Genomic DNA, 18,976 nt, shown 5'->3' with positions numbered 1-18,976 from the left:
GGCCATGTGACGAGCATGGCCGCCTTTTGAACGACGCTGTACGACGTGGCTGGCCGGGCTCCGTGCCGGCCGCCACGCATCGGATTGCCATGACCCGCTTTCTTGCCGCACTGCTGTGCGCCCTGTGCTTGGTGGCTGTACCTGCCGCCCAATCGTGGGCCGCAGGGCAGCCGCTCACTCAGGCCGACCTCAAGCCTCTGGCCGGAGACGACTTCGATGCCAAGGTCAAGGCGCTCAACGCGCTGACCGCTGCGCCCGCCGAACAAGCCGGGCCGATTCTGCAAGCCTTGCAGAACGACGCGTTGTTCTTCGCGCCTGCCGCCGGCATGGTGCGTCAGGACGGCGAGAAGTACCTGGACGCGATCACTGGCCAACCCGTCACCGTCAAGGCCGACGATCTGCAGTCCCTCACACTGAACAATGCCCTGCGTGCGCAAGTGGACAGCGCGGCGAGCGGCTTCGTGCTGCAATCGCCCGATCGTGCCGTGCGCGCGCAGGCCGTCGATACGTTGCTTGCGCATCCCGAGACGGCGTCGCGCCCCATTGTCGATGCCGCACGCAAGCATGAAACCGATCCGGAGTTGCGCAGCAAGCTGCATGTCCTCTGGGCCAATCTCGCGCTTGACGACGGCACGCATGCCGAGAAGCTCGAGGCGCTCAAGCTGCTTGCGGGCGACACCAACCCGCAGACGCGCCAGCGCATCGCCCCGTTGCTTGCCAAGGACAGCGGCGCAGACGATGAACTGCGCGCCGCGGCCCAACAGGCGCTCGACGGCCTCGCCGCGCAGCAACGCAAGGCCGAGCTGGTCGGCAACCTGTTTGCGGGGCTGAGCCTCGGCTCGGTGCTGCTGCTGGCGGCGCTTGGGCTAGCCATCACCTACGGGCTCATCGGCGTCATCAACATGGCGCACGGTGAGTTCCTGATGATCGGTGCCTACGCCACCTACGTGGTGCAGACGATTTTCCGCAACTACTTTCCGAACGCGTTCGACTGGTATCTGCCCGCGGCGCTGCCTGCTGCGTTCCTGGCGGCGGCCATCGTCGGCTTTGCGCTGGAGCGGCTGGTTTTGCGTCACCTGTATGGCCGTCCGCTCGAAACGCTGCTCGCCACGTTCGGGATCAGCCTGCTGCTGATGCAGGCCGTGCGTTCGATCTTCGGTGCGCAGAACGTGGAGGTGGCGAACCCGAGCTGGATGAGCGGCGGCATTGCGCTGTATCCGGGCCTCGTGCTGCCTTACAACCGGCTCGTCATCCTGCTGTTTGCGCTGGCCGTGGTGGCGATTGCGTGGGCGGTGCTCAACCGCACGCGCCTGGGCCTGTTCGTGCGGGCCACCACGCAGAACCGCACGATGGCGGCCTGCGTTGGCGTGCGCACGTGGAAGGTCGACAGCTACGCGTTTGCATTCGGTGCCGGTATTGCCGGCCTGGGCGGCTGCGCGCTCTCGCAGCTCGGCAACGTCGGGCCGGACCTCGGCCAGAGCTACATCATCGATTCGTTCATGGCCGTGGTGCTGGGCGGGGTGGGGCAACTGGCCGGCACGATCATCGGTGCGTTCGGGCTGGGTCTCATCAACAAATTCATCGAGCCGTTCTATGGCGCGGTGCTGGCAAAGATCATCGTGCTGGTGCTGATCGTGCTGTTCATCCAGAAGCGTCCGCAGGGCCTGTTCGCCCTCAAGGGCCGCAGCGCCGAGGCCTGATATGACGACGACCAAGTTCTCTCTCGATATCCCGGCGCGCATGCCGCTGCTGTCGCGGCGCGGATGGTCTGCGCTGGTGCTCGTGTCGCTCATCGTGTGCATTGGCGCGCCGGTGTGCGCGCTGCTGGTGCCGGAGGGTAGCCCGCTGCATCTGTCGGCGTATGCGCTCACGCTCATCGGCAAGATCATGTGCTACGCGCTCGCGGCGCTGGCGCTCGATCTGGTGTGGGGCTATTGCGGCATCCTGAGCCTCGGGCACGGGCTGTTCTTCGCGCTCGGCGGTTATGGCATGGGCATGTACCTGATGCGCTCCATCGGCCGCGAAGGCGTGTACAAGAGCGACCTGCCGGACTTCATGGTCTTCCTCGACTGGAAGGAGCTGCCGTGGTTCTGGCATGGCACCGAGCATTTCGCCTGGGCGATGCTGCTGGTGATTCTGGTGCCCGGCGTACTGGCGTGGCTGTTCGGCTTCTTTGCCTTCCGCTCGCGCGTCAAAGGCGTCTACCTGTCGATCATCACGCAGGCGATGACGTATGCGGCCATGCTGCTGTTCTTCCGTAACGAGACGGGCTTTGGCGGCAACAACGGCTTTACGGATTTCAAACGCATCCTCGGCTTCCCGATCTCCGCATTGCCGACGCGCACGGTGCTGTTCGTGGCGACGTTCGTGGCGCTCGTGCTGGCGTTCATCGCCTGCCGCGCCATCGTCACGTCCAAGTTCGGCCGCGTGGTCACCGCCATTCGCGATGCCGAAGCGCGCGTGATGTTCTCCGGTTACAACCCGCTCGGCTACAAGCTGTTCGTCTGGACGTTCTCCGCCGTGCTGTGCGGCATTGCGGGCGCGCTCTACGTGCCGCAGGTCGGCATCATCAACCCAGGCGAGATGTCGCCGGGCAACTCCATCGAGATGGCCGTGTGGGTGGCCGTGGGCGGGCGCGGCACGTTGATCGGCCCCATCATCGGCGCGTTCCTCGTCAACGGCGCGAAGACGCTGCTGACCGCATGGGTGCCGGAGTACTGGCTGTTCGTGCTGGGCGCGATCTTTGTGCTGGTCACGCTGTATCTGCCAAACGGTGTGCTGGGACTGATGAACCAATGGCGCCTGCAAAAGCGCTTGCCGACACCCGCCGCACCGCCGAGCGAAGCGGCCGCCGCCACGCCGCCCGCCGGAGACCACGCATGAGCACGTTCACCGAACTCCCCGACCGTGCCGAGACGGGCACCGCCACCGGCATGGGCCATCTGGTCGAGCCGGACACGATCGACGTCTCGCACGGCGCCATTCTGTATCTCGAAGACGTGACCGTGCGCTTCGGCGGCTTTCGCGCACTGAACGCGCTCACGCTGTCGATCGACCACGGCGAGCTGCGCTGCATCATCGGCCCCAACGGCGCGGGCAAGACCACGATGATGGACGTGATTACCGGCAAGACCGGGCCGCGCAATGCCGACGTGACCGGCCGTGTCTTCCTCGGCCAGACCATCGACCTGCTGCGCCTGACCGAGCCGCGCATCGCGCAGATCGGCATCGGCCGCAAGTTTCAGAAGCCGACCGTGTTCGAGCAGCACACCGTGTGGGAAAACCTGGAACTGGCCATGAAGGCCGACAAGCGCTGGTGGGTCTCGCTGCGCGCGCGTCTGCTGAGCGACGGCCGCCAGCGCATCGAAGAAACGCTCGGCCGCATCCACCTGGAAGCGGAGGCCTATCGGCCCGCCGGGCTGCTCTCGCACGGGCAGAAACAGCGGCTGGAGATCGGCATGCTGCTGATGCAGCAACCGCAACTGCTGCTGCTTGATGAGCCTGTCGCCGGCATGACGGATGAAGAGACGATGCAGCTTGCAACGTTGCTCAACGGCCTGCGTGGCACGTGCTCGATCATGGTCGTGGAACACGACATGGAGTTTGTCGCCGCCCTGGCGGGGGCAGAAGGGCGCGTGACCGTGCTGGCTGAGGGCAGCGTCCTGGCCGAAGGCACGCTCGACGCCGTCAAGCGCGATGAGCGAGTGATCGAATCCTATCTGGGGCGTTAGAAGGCTCCGCAAAGCTACTGCGCGTCCCGATCTTGCCCCTGTGATGCTCGCCGTACCCGTGTACGGCTGCGCTTCTCGGGCCAACATCGGACCGCTCGCTACGTTTTTCAGAGCCTTCTCAAGGCAAAAGGAAAGAACGCGATGTTGCAGGTCCAACAACTGAACCAGTACTACGGCGGCAGCCACATCCTGCGCAACGTCAGTTTTGACGCCCCTACGGGCAAGCTGACCACGCTGCTTGGCCGTAACGGCGTGGGCAAGACGACGCTGCTCAAATGCTTGATGGGGGTGGTGCCCACCGCCAGCGGCGCGATCGATTGGGAAGGGCGCACCATCCAGAAGCTGCCCGCGTATGAGCGTGTCTCGCAGGGGCTCGCCTATGTGCCGCAGGGGCGCGAGATCTTTCCGCGGCTGACGGTGGAAGAGAACCTGCTGATTGGCGCGGCCGCCAAGCGCGCGCCGTCCAAGGTGCCCGATTCCATCTACGAGCTGTTTCCAGTGCTCAAGGAGATGAAGGGCCGGCGCGGCGGCGATCTGTCTGGCGGCCAGCAGCAGCAACTCGCCATCGGCCGCGCGCTGATGAGCGAGCCGCGCCTGCTGATCCTGGACGAGCCGACCGAAGGCATCCAGCCGTCGATCATCCAGGAGATCGGCCGCACGCTGCGGCGCCTGGTGGACGAGTTCGGCATGTCGGTGCTGCTGGTCGAGCAGTACTACGACTTTGCGCGCAGCATTGCCGACCGCTACGTCGTCATGAGCCGTGGCGAGGTCATCGCCCAGGGCGACGGCGCCAATATGGAAGCTGATGGCGTGCGTGATCTGGTCGCCGTTTGATGCCCCGGCTGATGTCCCGGTATTCGACGGAAAATGTCGAATGCCAAATCTGTGGCATCTGGCTATGATGAGAAAATTCCTAGCCGCCGTGCTGCCTTCCTGATGCGCCATCCCGATTTTCCTGTCCCGCCGCAGACCGATTCGTTCGCGTCCTGGGAAGCCTCGCTGCACCTGGCGTTTGCACGGCGCGGTGAGCGCACCGTGCTGGCCACGTGCCGGCATCAGGGGCCGCTGCGGGTGCAGAAGGCGCTGTATCCGGAAGGCGAGGGCGTGTGCCATGCCGTCATGCTGCATCCGCCTGCAGGCATTGCCGGCGGCGATGTACTCGATATCGACATCGAACTCGGTGCCGATGCGCACGCCGTGCTGACCACGCCCGGCGCCACCAAGTGGTACAAGTCGCTCGGCCGCACGGCCACGCAGCGCGTTGCCATCCGGGCGGAGGCGGGGGCGCGGCTCGACTGGCTGCCGCAAGAGAACATCGTTTTCAACCAGGCCCGCCCGATCATCGACCTGACGCTGGACCTGGCACCCGGCGCCACCGCCATCGGTTGGGACACCACCATGCTCGGCCGCCACGCCGCCGGTGAATCATGGGCCGAAGGCCGCATCGCCATGCGCACCGCTCTGCGTTGCAACGGTCAGCCGCTGTGGATCGAGTCTGCCGCGTTCGACGCGCAATCGCCCGTGCTGAATGCGACGACGGGCATGGCCGGCTTCCACATGGTGGGCACGCTGTGGGCCGTGGGCGAGGGCGCCACCGAAGCCCTGGCCGAATCGATGGCCGAGCACCTGCCGTACAACGCCGACCTGCGCGCGGGCGTGACGTGTCTCACGCAAGATGCGCCCGGCCTGCCAAACGTTTTGTTGCTGCGCGTGCTCGCACGCCGGCCCGAAGATGCGCGCGCGTTGCTGTCACAGACGTGGCTTGCGCTGCGCGAACCGATGCATGGCGTGGCGGGCCGTCCTCTGCGCCTCTGGTCTACATGACGGCCACATGTTGGCGACCCGACCTCGCATCGCCCGATCTGCACTGAACTGAATTGACCCTCACCGAAGAGAGCCCCTCGTGGAACTGACCCCGCGCGAAAAAGACAAGCTGCTGATCTTCACCGCCGCCTTGCTGGCCGAGCGCCGCAAGGGCCGCGGCCTCAAGCTCAATTACCCGGAAGCCGTCGCCTTCATCAGCGCCGCCATCATGGAAGGCGCACGCGATGGCAGGACGGTCGCCGAGTTGATGCACTACGGCACCACGCTTCTCACGCGCAATGACGTGATGGACGGCGTGGCCGAGATGATTCCCGACATCCAGGTCGAAGCCACGTTCCCGGACGGCACGAAGCTCGTCACCGTCCACCACCCCATCGTTTGAATTTTGATTTCCAAGTTTGAAGTCCGCACGCCACTCACCACTACGAGTCCTGCCATGACGCCAACCCTGTCTCGCTTCGTCCGGCCCGCTGCGGCCATCGCGCTTACGTTTGGCGCCTCCATCGCGTTTGCCCACCCGGGGCATCCGGGCCATACCGCTGAGGGCAGCCTGCTCGCCGGGTTCCTGCATCCGCTCACAGGCGCAGACCACTTGCTGGCGATGGTGGCCGTGGGCGTGTGGAGCGCACTGGCCTCGCGCTCGGTGCGCGATGCGCTCTGGGCGCCGGTCGCCTTTGTCGCGTTGATGATCCTGGGCGCGCTGCTGGGCGCAGGCGGCGTGGCGGTGCCGATGGCCGAACCGATGATCGCCGCATCGCTGCTGGTATTCGGCCTGCTGATTGCCGCGCGCGCGCAGCTGCCGACGTGGGGCGGTGCACTGCTGTGCGGCGCGTTCGCGCTGTTCCACGGCTATGCGCACGGCACGGAATTCCCCGCAGGGGCGCAGGCCATGTTCCCGTATTTCGTCGGCGGCTTTGCCGTGGCGACGGCGCTGCTGCACACCGCGGGCATCGGCGCGGGCTTTGCGCTGAAGCTACGTCTGGCATGGCTGGCGCGTCTGTCGGGCGTGGGCGTGGCGCTGTACGGCGCAGGCCTGCTCGTCACGGCCATCTGAGAGGGCTTGCACCATGATCCCCGGTGAACTCCTGCCGCAAGACGGCGATCTCGAACTCAATGCAGGCCGCGCGACGGTGACGGTCACGGTGGCCAACACCGGCGACCGCCCCGTGCAGATTGGCTCGCACTACCACTTCTATGAAGTGAATGACGCGCTGCGCTTTGACCGCGAAGCCGCGCGCGGGTATCGGCTCAATATCGCCGCCGGCACCGCCGTGCGCTTCGAGCCGGGGCAGGAGCGCACGGTCGAACTCGTGGCGCTGGCCGGTGACCGCGTGGTCTACGGCTTTGCCGGCCGCGTGATGGGCAAGCTTTGAGCGAGACACGGACATGACATTGAAGATCAATCGCCGCGCGTATGCGGAAATGTTCGGCCCCACCACGGGCGACCGCGTCCGCCTGGCCGACACCGAACTCATCGTCGAAGTCGAACGCGACTTCACCCTCTACGGCGAGGAGGTGAAATTCGGCGGCGGCAAGGTCATCCGCGACGGCATGGGCCAGAGCCAGCGCGAATCGAAAGACTGCGCCGACACCGTCATCACCAACGCGCTGATCATCGACCACTGGGGCATCGTCAAGGCCGACATCGGCCTGAAGCACGGCCGCATCTCGGCGATCGGCAAGGCGGGCAATCCGGACATCCAGCCCGGCGTGACCATCGTCATCGGCCCCGGCACCGAGATCATCGCGGGCGAGGGCATGATCGTCACTGCCGGCGGCGTCGACTCGCACATCCACTTCATCTGCCCGCAGCAGATCGACGAGGCGCTCAACAGCGGCGTGACGACGATGATCGGCGGCGGCACCGGCCCCGCCACCGGCACCTACGCCACCACCTGCACGCCGGGCCCGTGGTACATGCAGCGCATGCTGCAGGCCGCGGATGCCTACCCGATGAACATCGGCTTCCTGGGCAAGGGCAACGGCAGCCTGCCGGGCGCGCTGCGCGAGCAGATCGACGCAGGCGCCATCGGCCTGAAGCTGCACGAAGACTGGGGCTCCACGCCTGCCGCCATCGACTGCTGCCTGGGCGTGGCGGACGACACCGACACGCAGGTCGCCATCCACACCGATACGTTGAACGAATCGGGCTTTGTCGAGGCCACCGTCGCCGCATTCAAAGGCCGCACGATCCACACGTATCACACCGAAGGCGCGGGCGGCGGGCACGCGCCCGACATCATCCGCGTGTGCGGTGAATCGAACGTACTGCCGTCGTCGACCAACCCGACGCGGCCGTTCACCGTCAATACGCTGGACGAGCACCTCGACATGCTGATGGTGTGTCATCACCTCGATGCGTCCATCGCCGAAGACATCGCCTTTGCCGAGAGCCGCATCCGCCGCGAGACGATTGCCGCCGAAGACATCCTGCACGACCTCGGCGCGTTCTCGATGATCTCCAGCGATTCGCAGGCCATGGGCCGCGTCGGCGAAGTCGTGCTGCGTACGTGGCAGACCGCCCACAAGATGAAGGTGCAGCGCGGCAAGCTGGCCGGTGATCCGAACGATGCGCGCGGCGGGCATGACAACTTCCGCGTCAAGCGGTACGTGGCCAAGTACACGATCAACCCCGCGCTCACGCACGGCATCGCACATGAAGTCGGCTCGGTTGAAGTCGGCAAGTGGGCAGACCTCGTGCTGTGGAAGCCGGCGTTCTTTGGTGTGAAGCCGAGCCTGATCCTGAAGGGCGGGATGATTGCCTCTGCGGCGATGGGCGATGCGAATGCGTCGATCCCGACACCGCAGCCGGTGCACTATCGGCCGATGTTTGGGTCGGCGGGCGGGGCGCTGGGGCGGACGTCGTTGACGTTTCTGTCGCAATCAGCTGCTGCGGCTGGCGTGGCGGAGCAGTATGGGTTGGCCAAGACGACAGCGGTGGTCAAGGGCACGCGTACTGTGAGCAAGGCAGACATGATTCATAACGACTGGCGGCCTGACATTACTGTGGATCCGGAGACGTATCAGGTGGTGGCGGATGGGACGGTGTTGACTTGTGAGCCGGCGGAGGTGTTGCCGATGGCGCAGAGGTACTTTTTGTTTTGAGTTTTTGGGGAAGGGGCTGTCTGAATTTTTGTGTTCAAGGCTTTTTATTCGGGCTGCCGTTTCAGACGAGCCCGGTGGACATATTACGCGGCCGGTCGTGTAAAGCGCTCCCCATAGGCGATGGCGAACTGGTTCATGGCGTCTTTCCACTGCCTGGCTGCTCGGCCCCAGTCAGCCGTGATGTTGCGCAAGGCCAGCCACAGCAGCTTGGTGGCGGCATCATCGCTGGGAAAGTGCCCCCGCGTCTTGATGATTTTGCGCAGCTGACTGTGCAGGCTCTCGATGGCATTGGTCGTGTAAATCACCTTGCGCACCGCCGGGCTGAACGCAAAAAACGGAATGACGCGCTCCCAGGCCCGGCGCCAGGCCGCCACCACCGTGGGAAACTTCTGCCCCCAGGGACCAGCTTCCAGGGCATCGAGTTGGGCCGCTGCGGCTTCTGCGCTGGGCGCCGTGTAGATGGGCTTGAGCGCCGCTGCCAGCGCCTTGCGGTCCTTCCAGCTGGCATAGTCCAGGCTGTTGCGGATCAAGTGCACGATACAGGTCTGCAGCGTCGTGGTCGGAAACACCGCCCCAAGCGCCTCGGCTATGCCCTTGAGGCCGTCGGTGACGGCAATCAGGATGTCGGCTACACCACGGGTCTTCAGATCGTTGAACACCTTCATCCAGAACTTGGCCCCCTCGGTGTTCTCGATCCACAGGCCCAGGATGTCGCGGGTGCCGTCGGGCAGCACGCCCAGCGCCAGATAGATGGCCTTGTTGCGCACCACGGCATCCTCGCGGATCTTGACCCGCAGACAGTCGAAGAATACGACCGGGTACATCGGCTCCAGCGGGCGTGCCTGCCAGGCGGTGACCTCGGCCATTACCTCATCCGTGACGCAACTGATGAATTCAGGACTGACCTCGGTGCCGTACTGCTCGGCCAGAAAGCCCTGGATCTCACGCACCGTCATGCCCCGCGCGTACATGGCTACGATCTTGTCGTCAAAGCCGGTGAAACGCCGCTCGTGCTTGGGGATCAGGATGGGCTCGAAGGAGCCTGCGCGGTCGCGCGGCACTTCGATGCGCAGCGGCCCGTCCTGAGTCAGCACCGTCTTGGCGGACTTGCCGTTGCGCTGGTTGGCTGCATCCTCGGGGCGGGCGCTGCCGGGCGGGTAGCCCAGGTGGTACGACAGTTCTGCGCCCAGCGCCCGCTCGATCAGCGCTTTCTTCAGCGCCATGGTGGTGGCGTTGATCTGTTCGGCCGTCATCGGCGTGGTGCCGCCGGTCAGTTGTTCAATGAGTTCGTGGGGAATAGACGGCAGCGCCGCCGTGCCGGCTGCCGCCGGTTTCTTCTTGCTTGGCATAGATGCTCCTTTCCAACATGCTATGCCTCAAACACAAAATTCCTGACAGGCTCTTGGGGAAAGGGCCTTGGTGGTCCATCCCCTTTTCGTACCCTGCCGGGCACGACCTACTTTTTTGGGCAAGACAAAGAAAGTGAGTCGCTCCCGGCAGGGGGTGAAATGAGAAATGCGCTGCCACGCCGAGATCGAAACTCCACGCTTGGAGATCAGAACTCGGCGTTTGGAGATCAGAACTCGACACGGGAAGTTCCGAACCCGATGCGTGGGGTCTCTGAACCCAAAGCTTGGAGTTCAGAACGCGACGCTTGAGGTTTCGAACTCAACCTTTGAAGTTCAGAACCCCACGTTTGGAGTTCAGAACTTCGAGCTTCATAGCTGGATGACGAATCAGGTCGTAAAAATGCTTTCCATCAACAAACACCTCCCCGCACCACATGGTCTGGCCTCCGTGCTGGTCAAGCGTGCGCCCAAGCTGGTGCTCCCCTTCCTGGAGCGCAGCCGCAGCCGCCTGCGCGCCACGCTCGACGATGGCCGTGAAGTGGCCGTCGTGCTGCCGCGCGGCACCGTCATGCGCGGCGGCGATGTGCTGGTCGCTGAAGACGGCACACTGGTGGAAGTGCAGGCCGCCCCTGAACAGGTCCTGCGCGTGAGCAGCGACAACCGTCTTGCGCTGATGCGCGCTGCCTACCACCTCGGCAATCGCCACACGCCCGTGCAGGTCAGCGCCGATGTGCTGCAGCTCGAGGCCGATCCGGTGCTTGAAGACATGCTGGTCCGCCTCGGCGTGACCGTCGCGCATGTGGAAGCGCCGTTCGAGCCCGAGGCGGGCGCCTATGGCGGCGGCCATCGTCACGGCCACGATGCGACGTTCGAAGAGGACTACGCGGCCGCGCAAGCGCTGTATTACGAGCACCACGGGCACGGTCATGGCCACAGTTACGCGCATGACCACGGCCATGGTCACTCGCATAGCCACGATCACGCGCACGGTCACGATCACGACCACGGCCATGTGCATGGCCCCGGGTGCGGCCATCACCACCATCACCATGACTAACGCGGCGCAGCTCACCGCCTTGCTGCATCTCGCGTCCCCGGCGCTGCCGGTGGGCGCGTTCAGCTATTCGCAGGGGCTGGAGGCGGCGGTGGACGTGCGGCACGTGACCGATGAGGCGTCGGCTGCCGCGTGGATTGTTGAGGGGCTCGACGTGCTGGCCGCCTGCGAGGCGCCGTTGTGGCTGCTGCAGTTTGCCGATTGGCAGGCCGGCCGCTTCGATGCCGTGGCCGAGCGCGATGCGTGGTTCCTCGCGACCCGCGAGACGCGCGAGCTGCGGCTCGAAACGTCGCAGATGGGCTGGTCGCTCAGTCGCCTCATCCAGCAGATGGCGTGGGGCGACGAAGCACTGCGCAGCGCATTGGCCGCGCGCGCTTCAGTGACGTTTCCGACCGCCTTTGCCGCCGCCGCTGCCGCACTGAATGTCGACCCGCGCGACGGCGTGACGGCGTACTGCTTTGCCTGGGTGGAAAACCAGATGGCAGCGGCGGTGAAGGCCGTGCCGCTCGGGCAGGCTGCAGGGCAACGGATTCTCTTTGGCCTGCACGCAGCGGTGGCGCGTGCGGTCGAAGAGGCTACCCGGCGTGCGGCCTGTCATCCGCCTGAACTGTCTACGTTTTCGCCCGGGCTGGGCGTGTTGTCTGCCCGGCATGAAACGCAATACTCACGACTCTTTCGATCCTGAACCTGATCAACATGCGAACCAAGAAACTTCCTGCCCTGCGCGTTGGCGTGGGCGGCCCGGTGGGCTCCGGCAAGACCACGCTGCTCGAAATGCTCTGCAAGGCCATGCGCGAGCGCTACGACCTCGTGGCGATCACCAACGACATCTATACGAAGGAAGATCAGCGCCTGCTGACCATCTCCGGCGCGCTGCCGGCCGAACGCATCATGGGCGTCGAGACGGGCGGCTGCCCGCACACGGCCATCCGTGAAGATGCGTCGATCAACCTCGAAGCGGTGGATCGCATGCTCTCCAAGTTTCCGGATGCGGATGTGGTCTTCATTGAGTCGGGCGGGGACAACCTCGCGGCGACGTTCAGCCCCGAGCTGTCGGACCTGACCATCTATGTGATCGACGTGGCGGGCGGCGAGAAAATCCCCCGCAAGGGCGGCCCGGGCATCACCAAGTCGGACCTGCTCATCATCAACAAGACGGACCTGGCGCCGTATGTCGGGGCATCGCTGGAGGTGATGGAGAGCGACACGCGCAAGATGCGCGGCGAGCGGCCGTTCGTGATGTGCAATCTGCGGGCGCAGGGTGGGTTGGATGAGGTGATTCGGTTTATTGAGAAGCAGGGGATGCTGGTGGGGGGCTAGGGTTTTTGGGGCGGTGTGTTGCCTGCGGTGGGCGGTTGTGGTTCATCTCTGTTTCGTACCCTGCCGGGCAAGACTTACTTTCTTTGTCTTGCTGTACGGACCGGAGACATAGGTGACAGGTGTGCGAGGACATGGTTGACACTTTGAGCGGCACATTCGCTCGGAGGTCAGGCCATGCCCTGGAGCACACGAGACACCATGAGCCTTCGTCAGGAATTCGTTCTACTGGCTCTGCAGGAAGGGAGTAATCGGCGCGAACTGTGCCGGCGCTTCAGCATCAGCCCGCAGACCGGCTACAAGTGGCTGGCACGTTACGTTGAGTCGGGGGACGCCGGTCTGGCTGACCGGACGCGCCGTCCCTCGCACAGCCCGATGCGTACCGACGCCCCGCTTGAACAGGCTGTCATCGCGCTACGCCAGCAGCACCCTGCGTGGGGCGGGCGCAAGATCAGCCGCCGCTTGGCCGACTTGGGCTGGAGTGATGTACCGGCACCCAGCACCGTGACGTCCATCCTGCATCGGCATGGGTTGATTGCACCCGAAGCCTCAAACGCCTCCACGCCCTGGCAGCGTTTCGAGCACGCCGAACCGAACCAGCTCTGGCAGATGGACTTCAAGGGCGGGTTCGCGTTGGCCGACGGCCAGCGCTGCTCGCCGCTGACCGTGATCGACGATCACTCCCGCTTCAACCTGGTGCTGGCCGCCTGCACGCAGACGCAGAGCGCGGTCGTGCAGCGTCACTTGCGCCAGGCCTTCGAGCGCTATGGGCTGCCGCTGCGCATCAATGCCGATAACGGGGCGCCCTGGGGCAGCCCTACCCAGCCAGGGCAACTTACGGGCCTGGGCGTCTGGCTTATCCGCCTCGGTGTGCGCCTGGGCTACAGCCGCCCGGCCCACCCGCAGACCGACGGCAAGGACGAGCGCTTCCACCGCACGCTCAAGGCCGAGGCCCTGGCCGGGCGCTACTTCGCCTCTTGCGACGCGGTCCAGCACGCGCTGGATGCTTGGCGCACCGTGTATAACTGCGAGCGCCCGCACCAGGCCATCGACCTGGCCACGCCCCATCCTTAAGTGCTCGGCTGACCGACTCGGCATGCGGGCTCTCGTACACGTGGTAGCCGACGATCTTGCGTGAGTACGCGTCCGTCACCAGGCTCAGGTACGCGCAGCGTCCTGCAGTCGGCAAGTACGTGATGTCGGTCACCCAGACCGGCTCCGGGCCTGTGGGGACGACTTGGTTCGGACCTTCCTTGAGCAGGTTCGGGTGCCGCCGGAAACGGTGGTGGCTGTGTGTAGTCTTGTGATACGCCCGTTGTTGGGGAACCAGCAGGCGCGCGGCACGCAGCAGGACGAACAACCGGTCACGCCCGAGTGCGATGCCCGCCTGCGTCGGTTCAGGCGCGAGCAGGTGGTGCAGCTTGCGCGTACCCAGGCGCGGCTGGCGCAGGCGCACGTGCCGCACCAGCGTGGTGACCTGCTCGACCTGGGCGCTGCGGGTGCGCTCGCGCGCGCAGCACTTGTAGTACGCCTGGCGGCTGATGCCGATGTATCGGCAGGCCCGCTCGACACTCAGCCCTTGGACAGCACCGTCGAGCGACCCTGGATTGCGTACCGCTGCTGCGCCTGCTTGTAGCTCAGTTCGCCTCTTTCGACCTGCTCCACTACCGACAGCGTAAAAGCCAGACTGTAGTCCCGCTGCGTTCGCTTCTTTGCCCCTTGCATCTTGACTCTCCTTGCTCCACCAGGAAAAAGTGTCAACCTTATTCAGGACGGGTCACAAGCGATAAAAAAGCCGGCTCCGAAGAGCCGGCTTCGATCTGCGGCAGCGCAGCGTTGGCTCAGGCGGCCAGCAACTGGCGCAGCACGAACGGCAGGATGCCGCCGTGCTTGTAGTAGTCGACCTCGATCGGCGTGTCGATGCGCAGCAGCAGCGGCACACGCTGCGTCTCGCCGTTGGCGCGATGGATCACCAGGGTAACGTCCTGTTGCGGCCTGATTTCGCCTTCCAGGCCTTCGATGTCGAAGGTCTCGTTGCCCACGATGCCCAGCGACTGCGCCGAGTCATTGCCCTTGAACTGCAGCGGCAGCACGCCCATGCCGACCAGGTTGGAGCGGTGGATGCGCTCGAAGCTGCGCGCGATCACGGCCTTCACGCCCAGCAGCTGCGTGCCTTTGGCGGCCCAGTCGCGCGAGCTGCCCGTGCCGTACTCTTCGCCGCCAAACACGACCGTTGGCGTGCCTTCGGCGATGTACTTCATGGCTGCGTCGTAGATCGACATCTGCTCGCCGCTCGGCTGGAACAGCGTCTCGCCGCCTTCCACACGCGAGCCGTCGGCCTTCGGGGGGATCATCAGGTTCTTGATGCGCACGTTGGCAAACGTGCCGCGCATCATCACCTCATGGTTGCCGCGGCGCGAGCCGTAGCTGTTGAAGTCGGCCTTGAGCACGCCGTTGGCCAGCAGGTACTTGCCGGCGGGCGACGTTTCCTTGATCGAACCGGCCGGGGAGATGTGGTCGGTCGTCACCGAGTCGCCGAACACGCCCAGCGCACGTGCGCCCTTGACCGATGCCGATGCGGCGGCCGGCGTCATGTCGAAGCCTTCGAAGAACGGCGGCTCGGCAATGTACGTCGACTTCGGCCAGTCGTAGACCTGGCCCTTCGTGCCCTTGACGTTGGCCCACAGCTTGGACGGCTTCTTGACCTGCTCGTAGTTGGTGCGGAACGTGTCGGCGTTCATCGCGAACTTCATCAGCTTGGCGATCTCGTCCGAGCTCGGCCAGATGTCGCCCAGGTAGACGTCCTGCCCCTTCTTGCCCTTGCCGACCGGCTCGGTCATCAGGTCGCGCGTCACGTTGCCGGCGATCGCGTATGCCACGACCAGCGGCGGCGAAGCGAGGAAGTTGGCGCGGATGTTCGGGTGAATGCGCGCCTCAAAGTTGCGGTTGCCCGACAGCACGGCGGCGGCCACGATGTCGTTCTTCACGATGGCTTCGTTCAGCTCGGGCGTCAGGTCGCCGGCGTTGCCGATGCAGGTGGTGCAGCCGTAGGCCGTCACGCCGAAGCCCAGCTTTTCGAGGTACGGCAGCAGGCCGGCAGCCTCCAGGTACTTCGTCACCACGCGGCTGCCCGGGGCGAGCGAGGTCTTGATGTGCGGCGCGACTTCCAGGCCGGCTTCCACGGCCTTCTTGGCCAGCAGACCGGCTGCCAGCAGCACGCTCGGGTTGGAGGTGTTCGTGCACGACGTGATGGCGGCGATCAGCACGTCGCCGTTCTTCACGTTCACGCCGTTGCTCGTCGTGTAGGTCTTGTCGAGGTCGGCTGCGTCCTTGTTGAAGCCGTTCTCGGCCACCGGCTTCGAGAACAGCGACGAGAACGTCGCCTTCACGTTCCCGATTTCGATGCGGTCTTGCGGGCGCTTCGGGCCGGCCAGCGACGGGGCCACCGTGCCGAGGTCCAGCGTGAGCGTCTTGGTATAGTCGATCTCGCCGGCCTTCGGGATGCCGAACAGCTTCTGGGCCTTGAAGTAGGCCTCGAACGCGGCGATTTCTTCTTCAGTACGGCCGGTGCCCTTGAAGTACTCGACCGTCTTTTCGTCGACCGGGAAGAAGCCCATCGTCGCGCCGTATTCCGGCGCCATGTTGCCGATGGTCGCGCGGTCCGGCAGCGACAGGCTGGCCGTGCCTTCGCCGAAGAACTCGACGAACTTGCCGACGACCTTTTCCTTGCGCAGCATTTCGGTGATGGTGAGCACCAGGTCGGTGGCTGTCACGCCTTCGCGCAGGCGGCCCTTGAGCTCCACGCCGACCACGTCGGGCGTCAGGAAGTACACCGGCTGGCCGAGCATGCCGGCTTCGGCTTCGATGCCGCCCACGCCCCAGCCGACCACGCCGATGCCGTTGATCATGGTGGTGTGGCTGTCGGTGCCGACCAGCGTATCCGGGTAGTACACGCCGTCCTTTTTATGGACGCCGCGCGCCAGGTATTCCAGGTTGACCTGGTGGACGATGCCGAAGCCCGGCTGCACCACGCCGAACGTATCAAACGCCTGCATGCCCCACTTCATGAACTGGTAGCGCTCGTTGTTGCGCTGGAATTCCAGCTGCATGTTCAGGTCGAGCGCCTTCTTCTCGCGGAAGTGGTCGATCTGCACCGAGTGGTCGACCACCAGGTCGACCGGCACGAGCGGCTCGATCTTCTTGGGGTCCTTGCCCATGCGCGAGGCCACGTTGCGCATGGCGGCGAGGTCCGCCAGCAGCGGCACGCCGGTAAAGTCCTGCAGCACCACGCGGGCGACCACGAACGGGATTTCGTCGACGCGCTCGGCGTTCGGCTTCCAGTTCGCCAGTTGTTCGACGTGCTCCTCGGTCACCTTCTTGCCGTCGCAGTTGCGCAGCACGGATTCCAGCACGATCCGGATCGACACCGGCAGGCGCTCGATCGCCACGCCCAGTTCCTTGCCCAGTTGCGGCAGGGAATGGAACTTGCCGGTCTGGCCGCCGTTGATCTTGAATTCCTTGAGTGTTTTATTCAGGTTGTGGGGCATGGCATGACTCCAAGGCTTAGGGATGCGCGGGGCGCTTGAGGGCGTCCGTTGCAGAGACGTCAAATCAACCAGTCAAATCACGTACAAACCAACTCCAGCACGACTGCCGCGAGCGCCTTGCCGTCGTCGGTCGGACGGTGATCGCGCTGGCGATCGGCGCGTGCGGGCGGTCGTGATGTTCGTTGCACTGCATGTCCTCCACGCATGGTCCTCGGCGACACCTCCATGCGTGGGTGACGGCATCTTTGTCATCTCCGGCCGGCTGGCAGCCGAAGATGGGCCGCGGCGGGATTCCGGCCGCGATGTTCCGTGCGTCAGAGCCTGGGCGGCCGGTGCGGGACCGACACGGTCGCGCACTGGCCCGTCGCCCATGGCCACTGGCGCAATCCTGCGCTTACTGCTTGGCCGGCTGGGCGCCTTCCGGAGCGGGCGCCGGAGCAGCGCTGTCCTGCATCATCAGCGGCAGGCCCGCCGGAGCGCGCAGGGCGCCGGCTTGCGTCGGTGCCGGAGCACCGGCCGCCATTTCGGCGGTCTGGCACTCGTCCGCCAGGCGGTGGCCTTCATTGCGGTCGAACAGCATCGCCTTGGACGGAATGACCACCAAGTCCATCCCCGTCTTCTGGTCGAAGTAGCGGTCGGCGCCGGTGCGGGTCATCTGGCGCGGCAGCTGGTAGTTCTTGCCCTTCCAGTGCAACGTGATGATCTGGTCGCGGGCCATGTCGCCCTTGATGTACAGGTCATTGCCGAGCTCGCACTTCCACTGCACGCCTTCGGGCTGCTCTGCAGCGGCGACCGGAGCCGCTTTCTTGGCAGCCTTCTTCTTGGTCGGAGCCTTCTTCTTGGCGGCCGGCTTGGCGGTGGTCGAAGTCTGGGCGGTTGCATACTGCGATGCGGCCAGCGACAGGACGCCGGCGCAAGCGCCCACGATGAATTTGTTCATAGGGTTTCCTTCGGTAAGACTGGATCAGGGAGGCGGCTGTCCTGGCCGGGATGGCCCAGGCGTGGCGCGCACCGGCCGGTATTTTGACCGATTTGGACGCCGCGCCCAACGTTCTGTTGCATGCGCGTGCCACGCACCGTTTCCGTCCAGCCTGCCTCGCTGTTTCGTCTTCCGTTCTCCTTGTCTGAGGGGTGGATGGGTTGCCCGGCTCAACCGCGGTTCTGTGCGAACAGCGCGTCGAGTCTGGCCTCGTAATCGTGGTAACCGATGCTTTCGTACAGTTCCATGCGCGTCTGCATGGTGTCGACGACGTTCTTCTGCGTGCCGTCGCGCCGGATGGCGGCGTAGACGTTCTCCGCCGCCTTGTTCATCGCGCGGAAGGCGGACAGCGGGTACAGGATCATCGACACGCCCGCCGAGGCCAGTTCCTCGCGCGTAAACAGCGGCGTCTGGCCAAACTCGGTGATGTTGGCCAGCACCGGCACCTTTACCGCATCGACGAACTTGCGATACATCGACAGTTCCGTCATCGCTTCGGGAAAGATGGCGTCCGCGCCGGCCTCGACGCAAGCCACGGCGCGCTCCAGGGCGCGGTCCAGGCCTTCGACGGCCAGCGCATCGGTGCGGGCCATGACGACGAAGCTGGCGTCCGTGCGCGCGTCGACGGCGGCCTTGATGCGGTCCACCATCTCGTCTTTCGAGACAATCTCCTTGTTCGGGCGATGGCCGCAGCGCTTCGCGCCGACCTGGTCTTCGATATGCATGGCCGCCGCACCGAACTTGATGAGCGACTTGGTCGTGCGGGCGACGTTGAATGCGGAAGCGCCAAAGCCGGTATCGACATCCACGAGCAGCGGCACATCGCACACGTCCGTGATGCGGCGCACGTCGGTCAGCACGTCGTCCAGGCCCGAGATGCCCAGGTCGGGCAAGCCCAGCGAGCCGGCCGCCACGCCGCCGCCCGACAGGTAGATCGCGCGGTAGCCGGCGCGCTTGGCGAGCAGGGCGTGGTTGGCATTGATCGCGCCGACGATCTGCAACGGCGATTCGTCCGCCAGGGCCTGGCGGAAACGCGCGCCTGCGCTGGTTTGCGGGGTGGCAGTCATGTC

At 65.2% G+C, this 18,976-nt stretch carries 16 protein-coding genes and 2 pseudogenes; 13 read left to right on the top strand and 5 right to left on the bottom strand.

Annotated elements, in window-relative coordinates; genetic code table 11:
- The first annotated feature begins 89 nt into the window (after nt 1-89).
- From urtB to ureC, 9 genes are all read left to right on the top strand, one after another.
- Nucleotides 90-1,700: an urea ABC transporter permease subunit UrtB gene (gene urtB, locus TK49_RS13720; protein WP_045787897.1), complete on the top strand. Its 1,611-nt coding sequence runs from the start codon at nt 90-92 to the stop codon at nt 1,698-1,700.
- A gap of 1 nt (nt 1,701) precedes the next feature.
- Complete coding sequence (gene urtC / locus TK49_RS13715) at nt 1,702-2,883, top strand: urea ABC transporter permease subunit UrtC (RefSeq protein ID WP_045787195.1); 1,182 nt, start codon at nt 1,702-1,704, stop codon at nt 2,881-2,883.
- Nucleotides 2,880-3,731 carry an urea ABC transporter ATP-binding protein UrtD gene (gene urtD, locus TK49_RS13710; protein WP_045787194.1) on the top strand — a complete coding sequence of 284 codons (852 nt, stop codon included), beginning with the start codon at nt 2,880-2,882 and terminating at the stop codon, nt 3,729-3,731. The genes urtC and urtD overlap by 4 nt, the downstream gene beginning before the upstream one ends.
- A gap of 141 nt (nt 3,732-3,872) precedes the next feature.
- A complete protein-coding gene (urtE, locus tag TK49_RS13705) occupies nt 3,873-4,565 on the top strand; it encodes an urea ABC transporter ATP-binding subunit UrtE (protein WP_045787193.1) in 693 nt (230 codons plus the stop codon).
- Between the two features lie 102 nt (nt 4,566-4,667).
- On the top strand, nt 4,668-5,555 hold the full coding sequence (locus TK49_RS13700; RefSeq protein WP_045787192.1) for an urease accessory protein UreD: 888 nt from the start codon (nt 4,668-4,670) through the stop codon (nt 5,553-5,555).
- Between the two features lie 79 nt (nt 5,556-5,634).
- Nucleotides 5,635-5,937, top strand: a complete 303-nt coding sequence (gene ureA, locus TK49_RS13695) for an urease subunit gamma (RefSeq protein WP_045787191.1) — start codon at nt 5,635-5,637, stop codon at nt 5,935-5,937.
- A 54-nt stretch (nt 5,938-5,991) separates the two neighbouring features.
- Nucleotides 5,992-6,609, top strand: coding sequence for a HupE/UreJ family protein (locus TK49_RS13690; RefSeq protein WP_045787190.1), 618 nt, complete (start codon nt 5,992-5,994; stop codon nt 6,607-6,609).
- A gap of 13 nt (nt 6,610-6,622) precedes the next feature.
- Nucleotides 6,623-6,928 carry an urease subunit beta gene (locus TK49_RS13685; protein WP_012762288.1) on the top strand — a complete coding sequence of 102 codons (306 nt, stop codon included), beginning with the start codon at nt 6,623-6,625 and terminating at the stop codon, nt 6,926-6,928.
- A 13-nt stretch (nt 6,929-6,941) separates the two neighbouring features.
- On the top strand, nt 6,942-8,660 hold the full coding sequence (ureC, locus tag TK49_RS13680; protein WP_045787189.1) for an urease subunit alpha: 1,719 nt from the start codon (nt 6,942-6,944) through the stop codon (nt 8,658-8,660).
- An 83-nt stretch (nt 8,661-8,743) separates the two neighbouring features.
- Here ureC and TK49_RS13675 read toward each other — a convergent pair whose 3' ends face one another.
- Nucleotides 8,744-10,009 (bottom strand): IS256 family transposase, encoded by a 1,266-nt coding sequence (locus TK49_RS13675; RefSeq protein ID WP_045220114.1) that lies wholly within the window; start codon nt 10,007-10,009, stop codon nt 8,744-8,746.
- Between the two features lie 400 nt (nt 10,010-10,409).
- Here TK49_RS13675 and ureE point away from each other — a divergent pair, with 400 nt between their 5' ends.
- The 4 genes and pseudogenes from ureE to TK49_RS13655 all read left to right on the top strand — a co-directional run.
- Nucleotides 10,410-11,066 (top strand): urease accessory protein UreE, encoded by a 657-nt coding sequence (gene ureE / locus TK49_RS13670; RefSeq protein ID WP_045787188.1) that lies wholly within the window; start codon nt 10,410-10,412, stop codon nt 11,064-11,066.
- Nucleotides 11,059-11,748: an urease accessory protein UreF gene (locus tag TK49_RS13665; protein ID WP_045787896.1), complete on the top strand. Its 690-nt coding sequence runs from the start codon at nt 11,059-11,061 to the stop codon at nt 11,746-11,748. The genes ureE and TK49_RS13665 overlap by 8 nt, the downstream gene beginning before the upstream one ends.
- A gap of 11 nt (nt 11,749-11,759) precedes the next feature.
- Nucleotides 11,760-12,383: an urease accessory protein UreG gene (gene ureG / locus TK49_RS13660; RefSeq protein WP_045787187.1), complete on the top strand. Its 624-nt coding sequence runs from the start codon at nt 11,760-11,762 to the stop codon at nt 12,381-12,383.
- A gap of 174 nt (nt 12,384-12,557) precedes the next feature.
- Nucleotides 12,558-13,445 (top strand): annotated as a pseudogene (locus TK49_RS13655) (IS481 family transposase); the annotation flags it as partial.
- Between the two features lie 4 nt (nt 13,446-13,449).
- Here the strand turns inward: TK49_RS13655 and TK49_RS24420 are convergent.
- From TK49_RS24420 to prpB, 4 genes and pseudogenes are all read right to left on the bottom strand, one after another.
- Nucleotides 13,450-14,105: pseudogene (locus TK49_RS24420) on the bottom strand (DDE-type integrase/transposase/recombinase); the annotation flags it as partial.
- 116 nt (nt 14,106-14,221) lie between these two features.
- Nucleotides 14,222-16,927: an aconitate hydratase AcnA gene (acnA, locus tag TK49_RS13645; RefSeq protein WP_045787185.1), complete on the bottom strand. Its 2,706-nt coding sequence runs from the start codon at nt 16,925-16,927 to the stop codon at nt 14,222-14,224.
- 394 nt (nt 16,928-17,321) lie between these two features.
- Entirely contained in the window at nt 17,322-17,867 is a 546-nt protein-coding gene (locus tag TK49_RS13640) for a hypothetical protein (protein ID WP_045787184.1), read from the bottom strand.
- A gap of 209 nt (nt 17,868-18,076) precedes the next feature.
- Entirely contained in the window at nt 18,077-18,973 is an 897-nt protein-coding gene (gene prpB / locus TK49_RS13635; RefSeq protein WP_045787183.1) for a methylisocitrate lyase, read from the bottom strand.
- Nucleotides 18,974-18,976 lie beyond the last annotated feature (3 nt).

The sequence above is a fragment of the Ralstonia mannitolilytica genome, from assembly GCF_000954135.1.
Lineage (GTDB): Bacteria > Pseudomonadota > Gammaproteobacteria > Burkholderiales > Burkholderiaceae > Ralstonia > Ralstonia mannitolilytica.
This window is presented reverse-complemented; position numbering and strand designations above follow the sequence as displayed.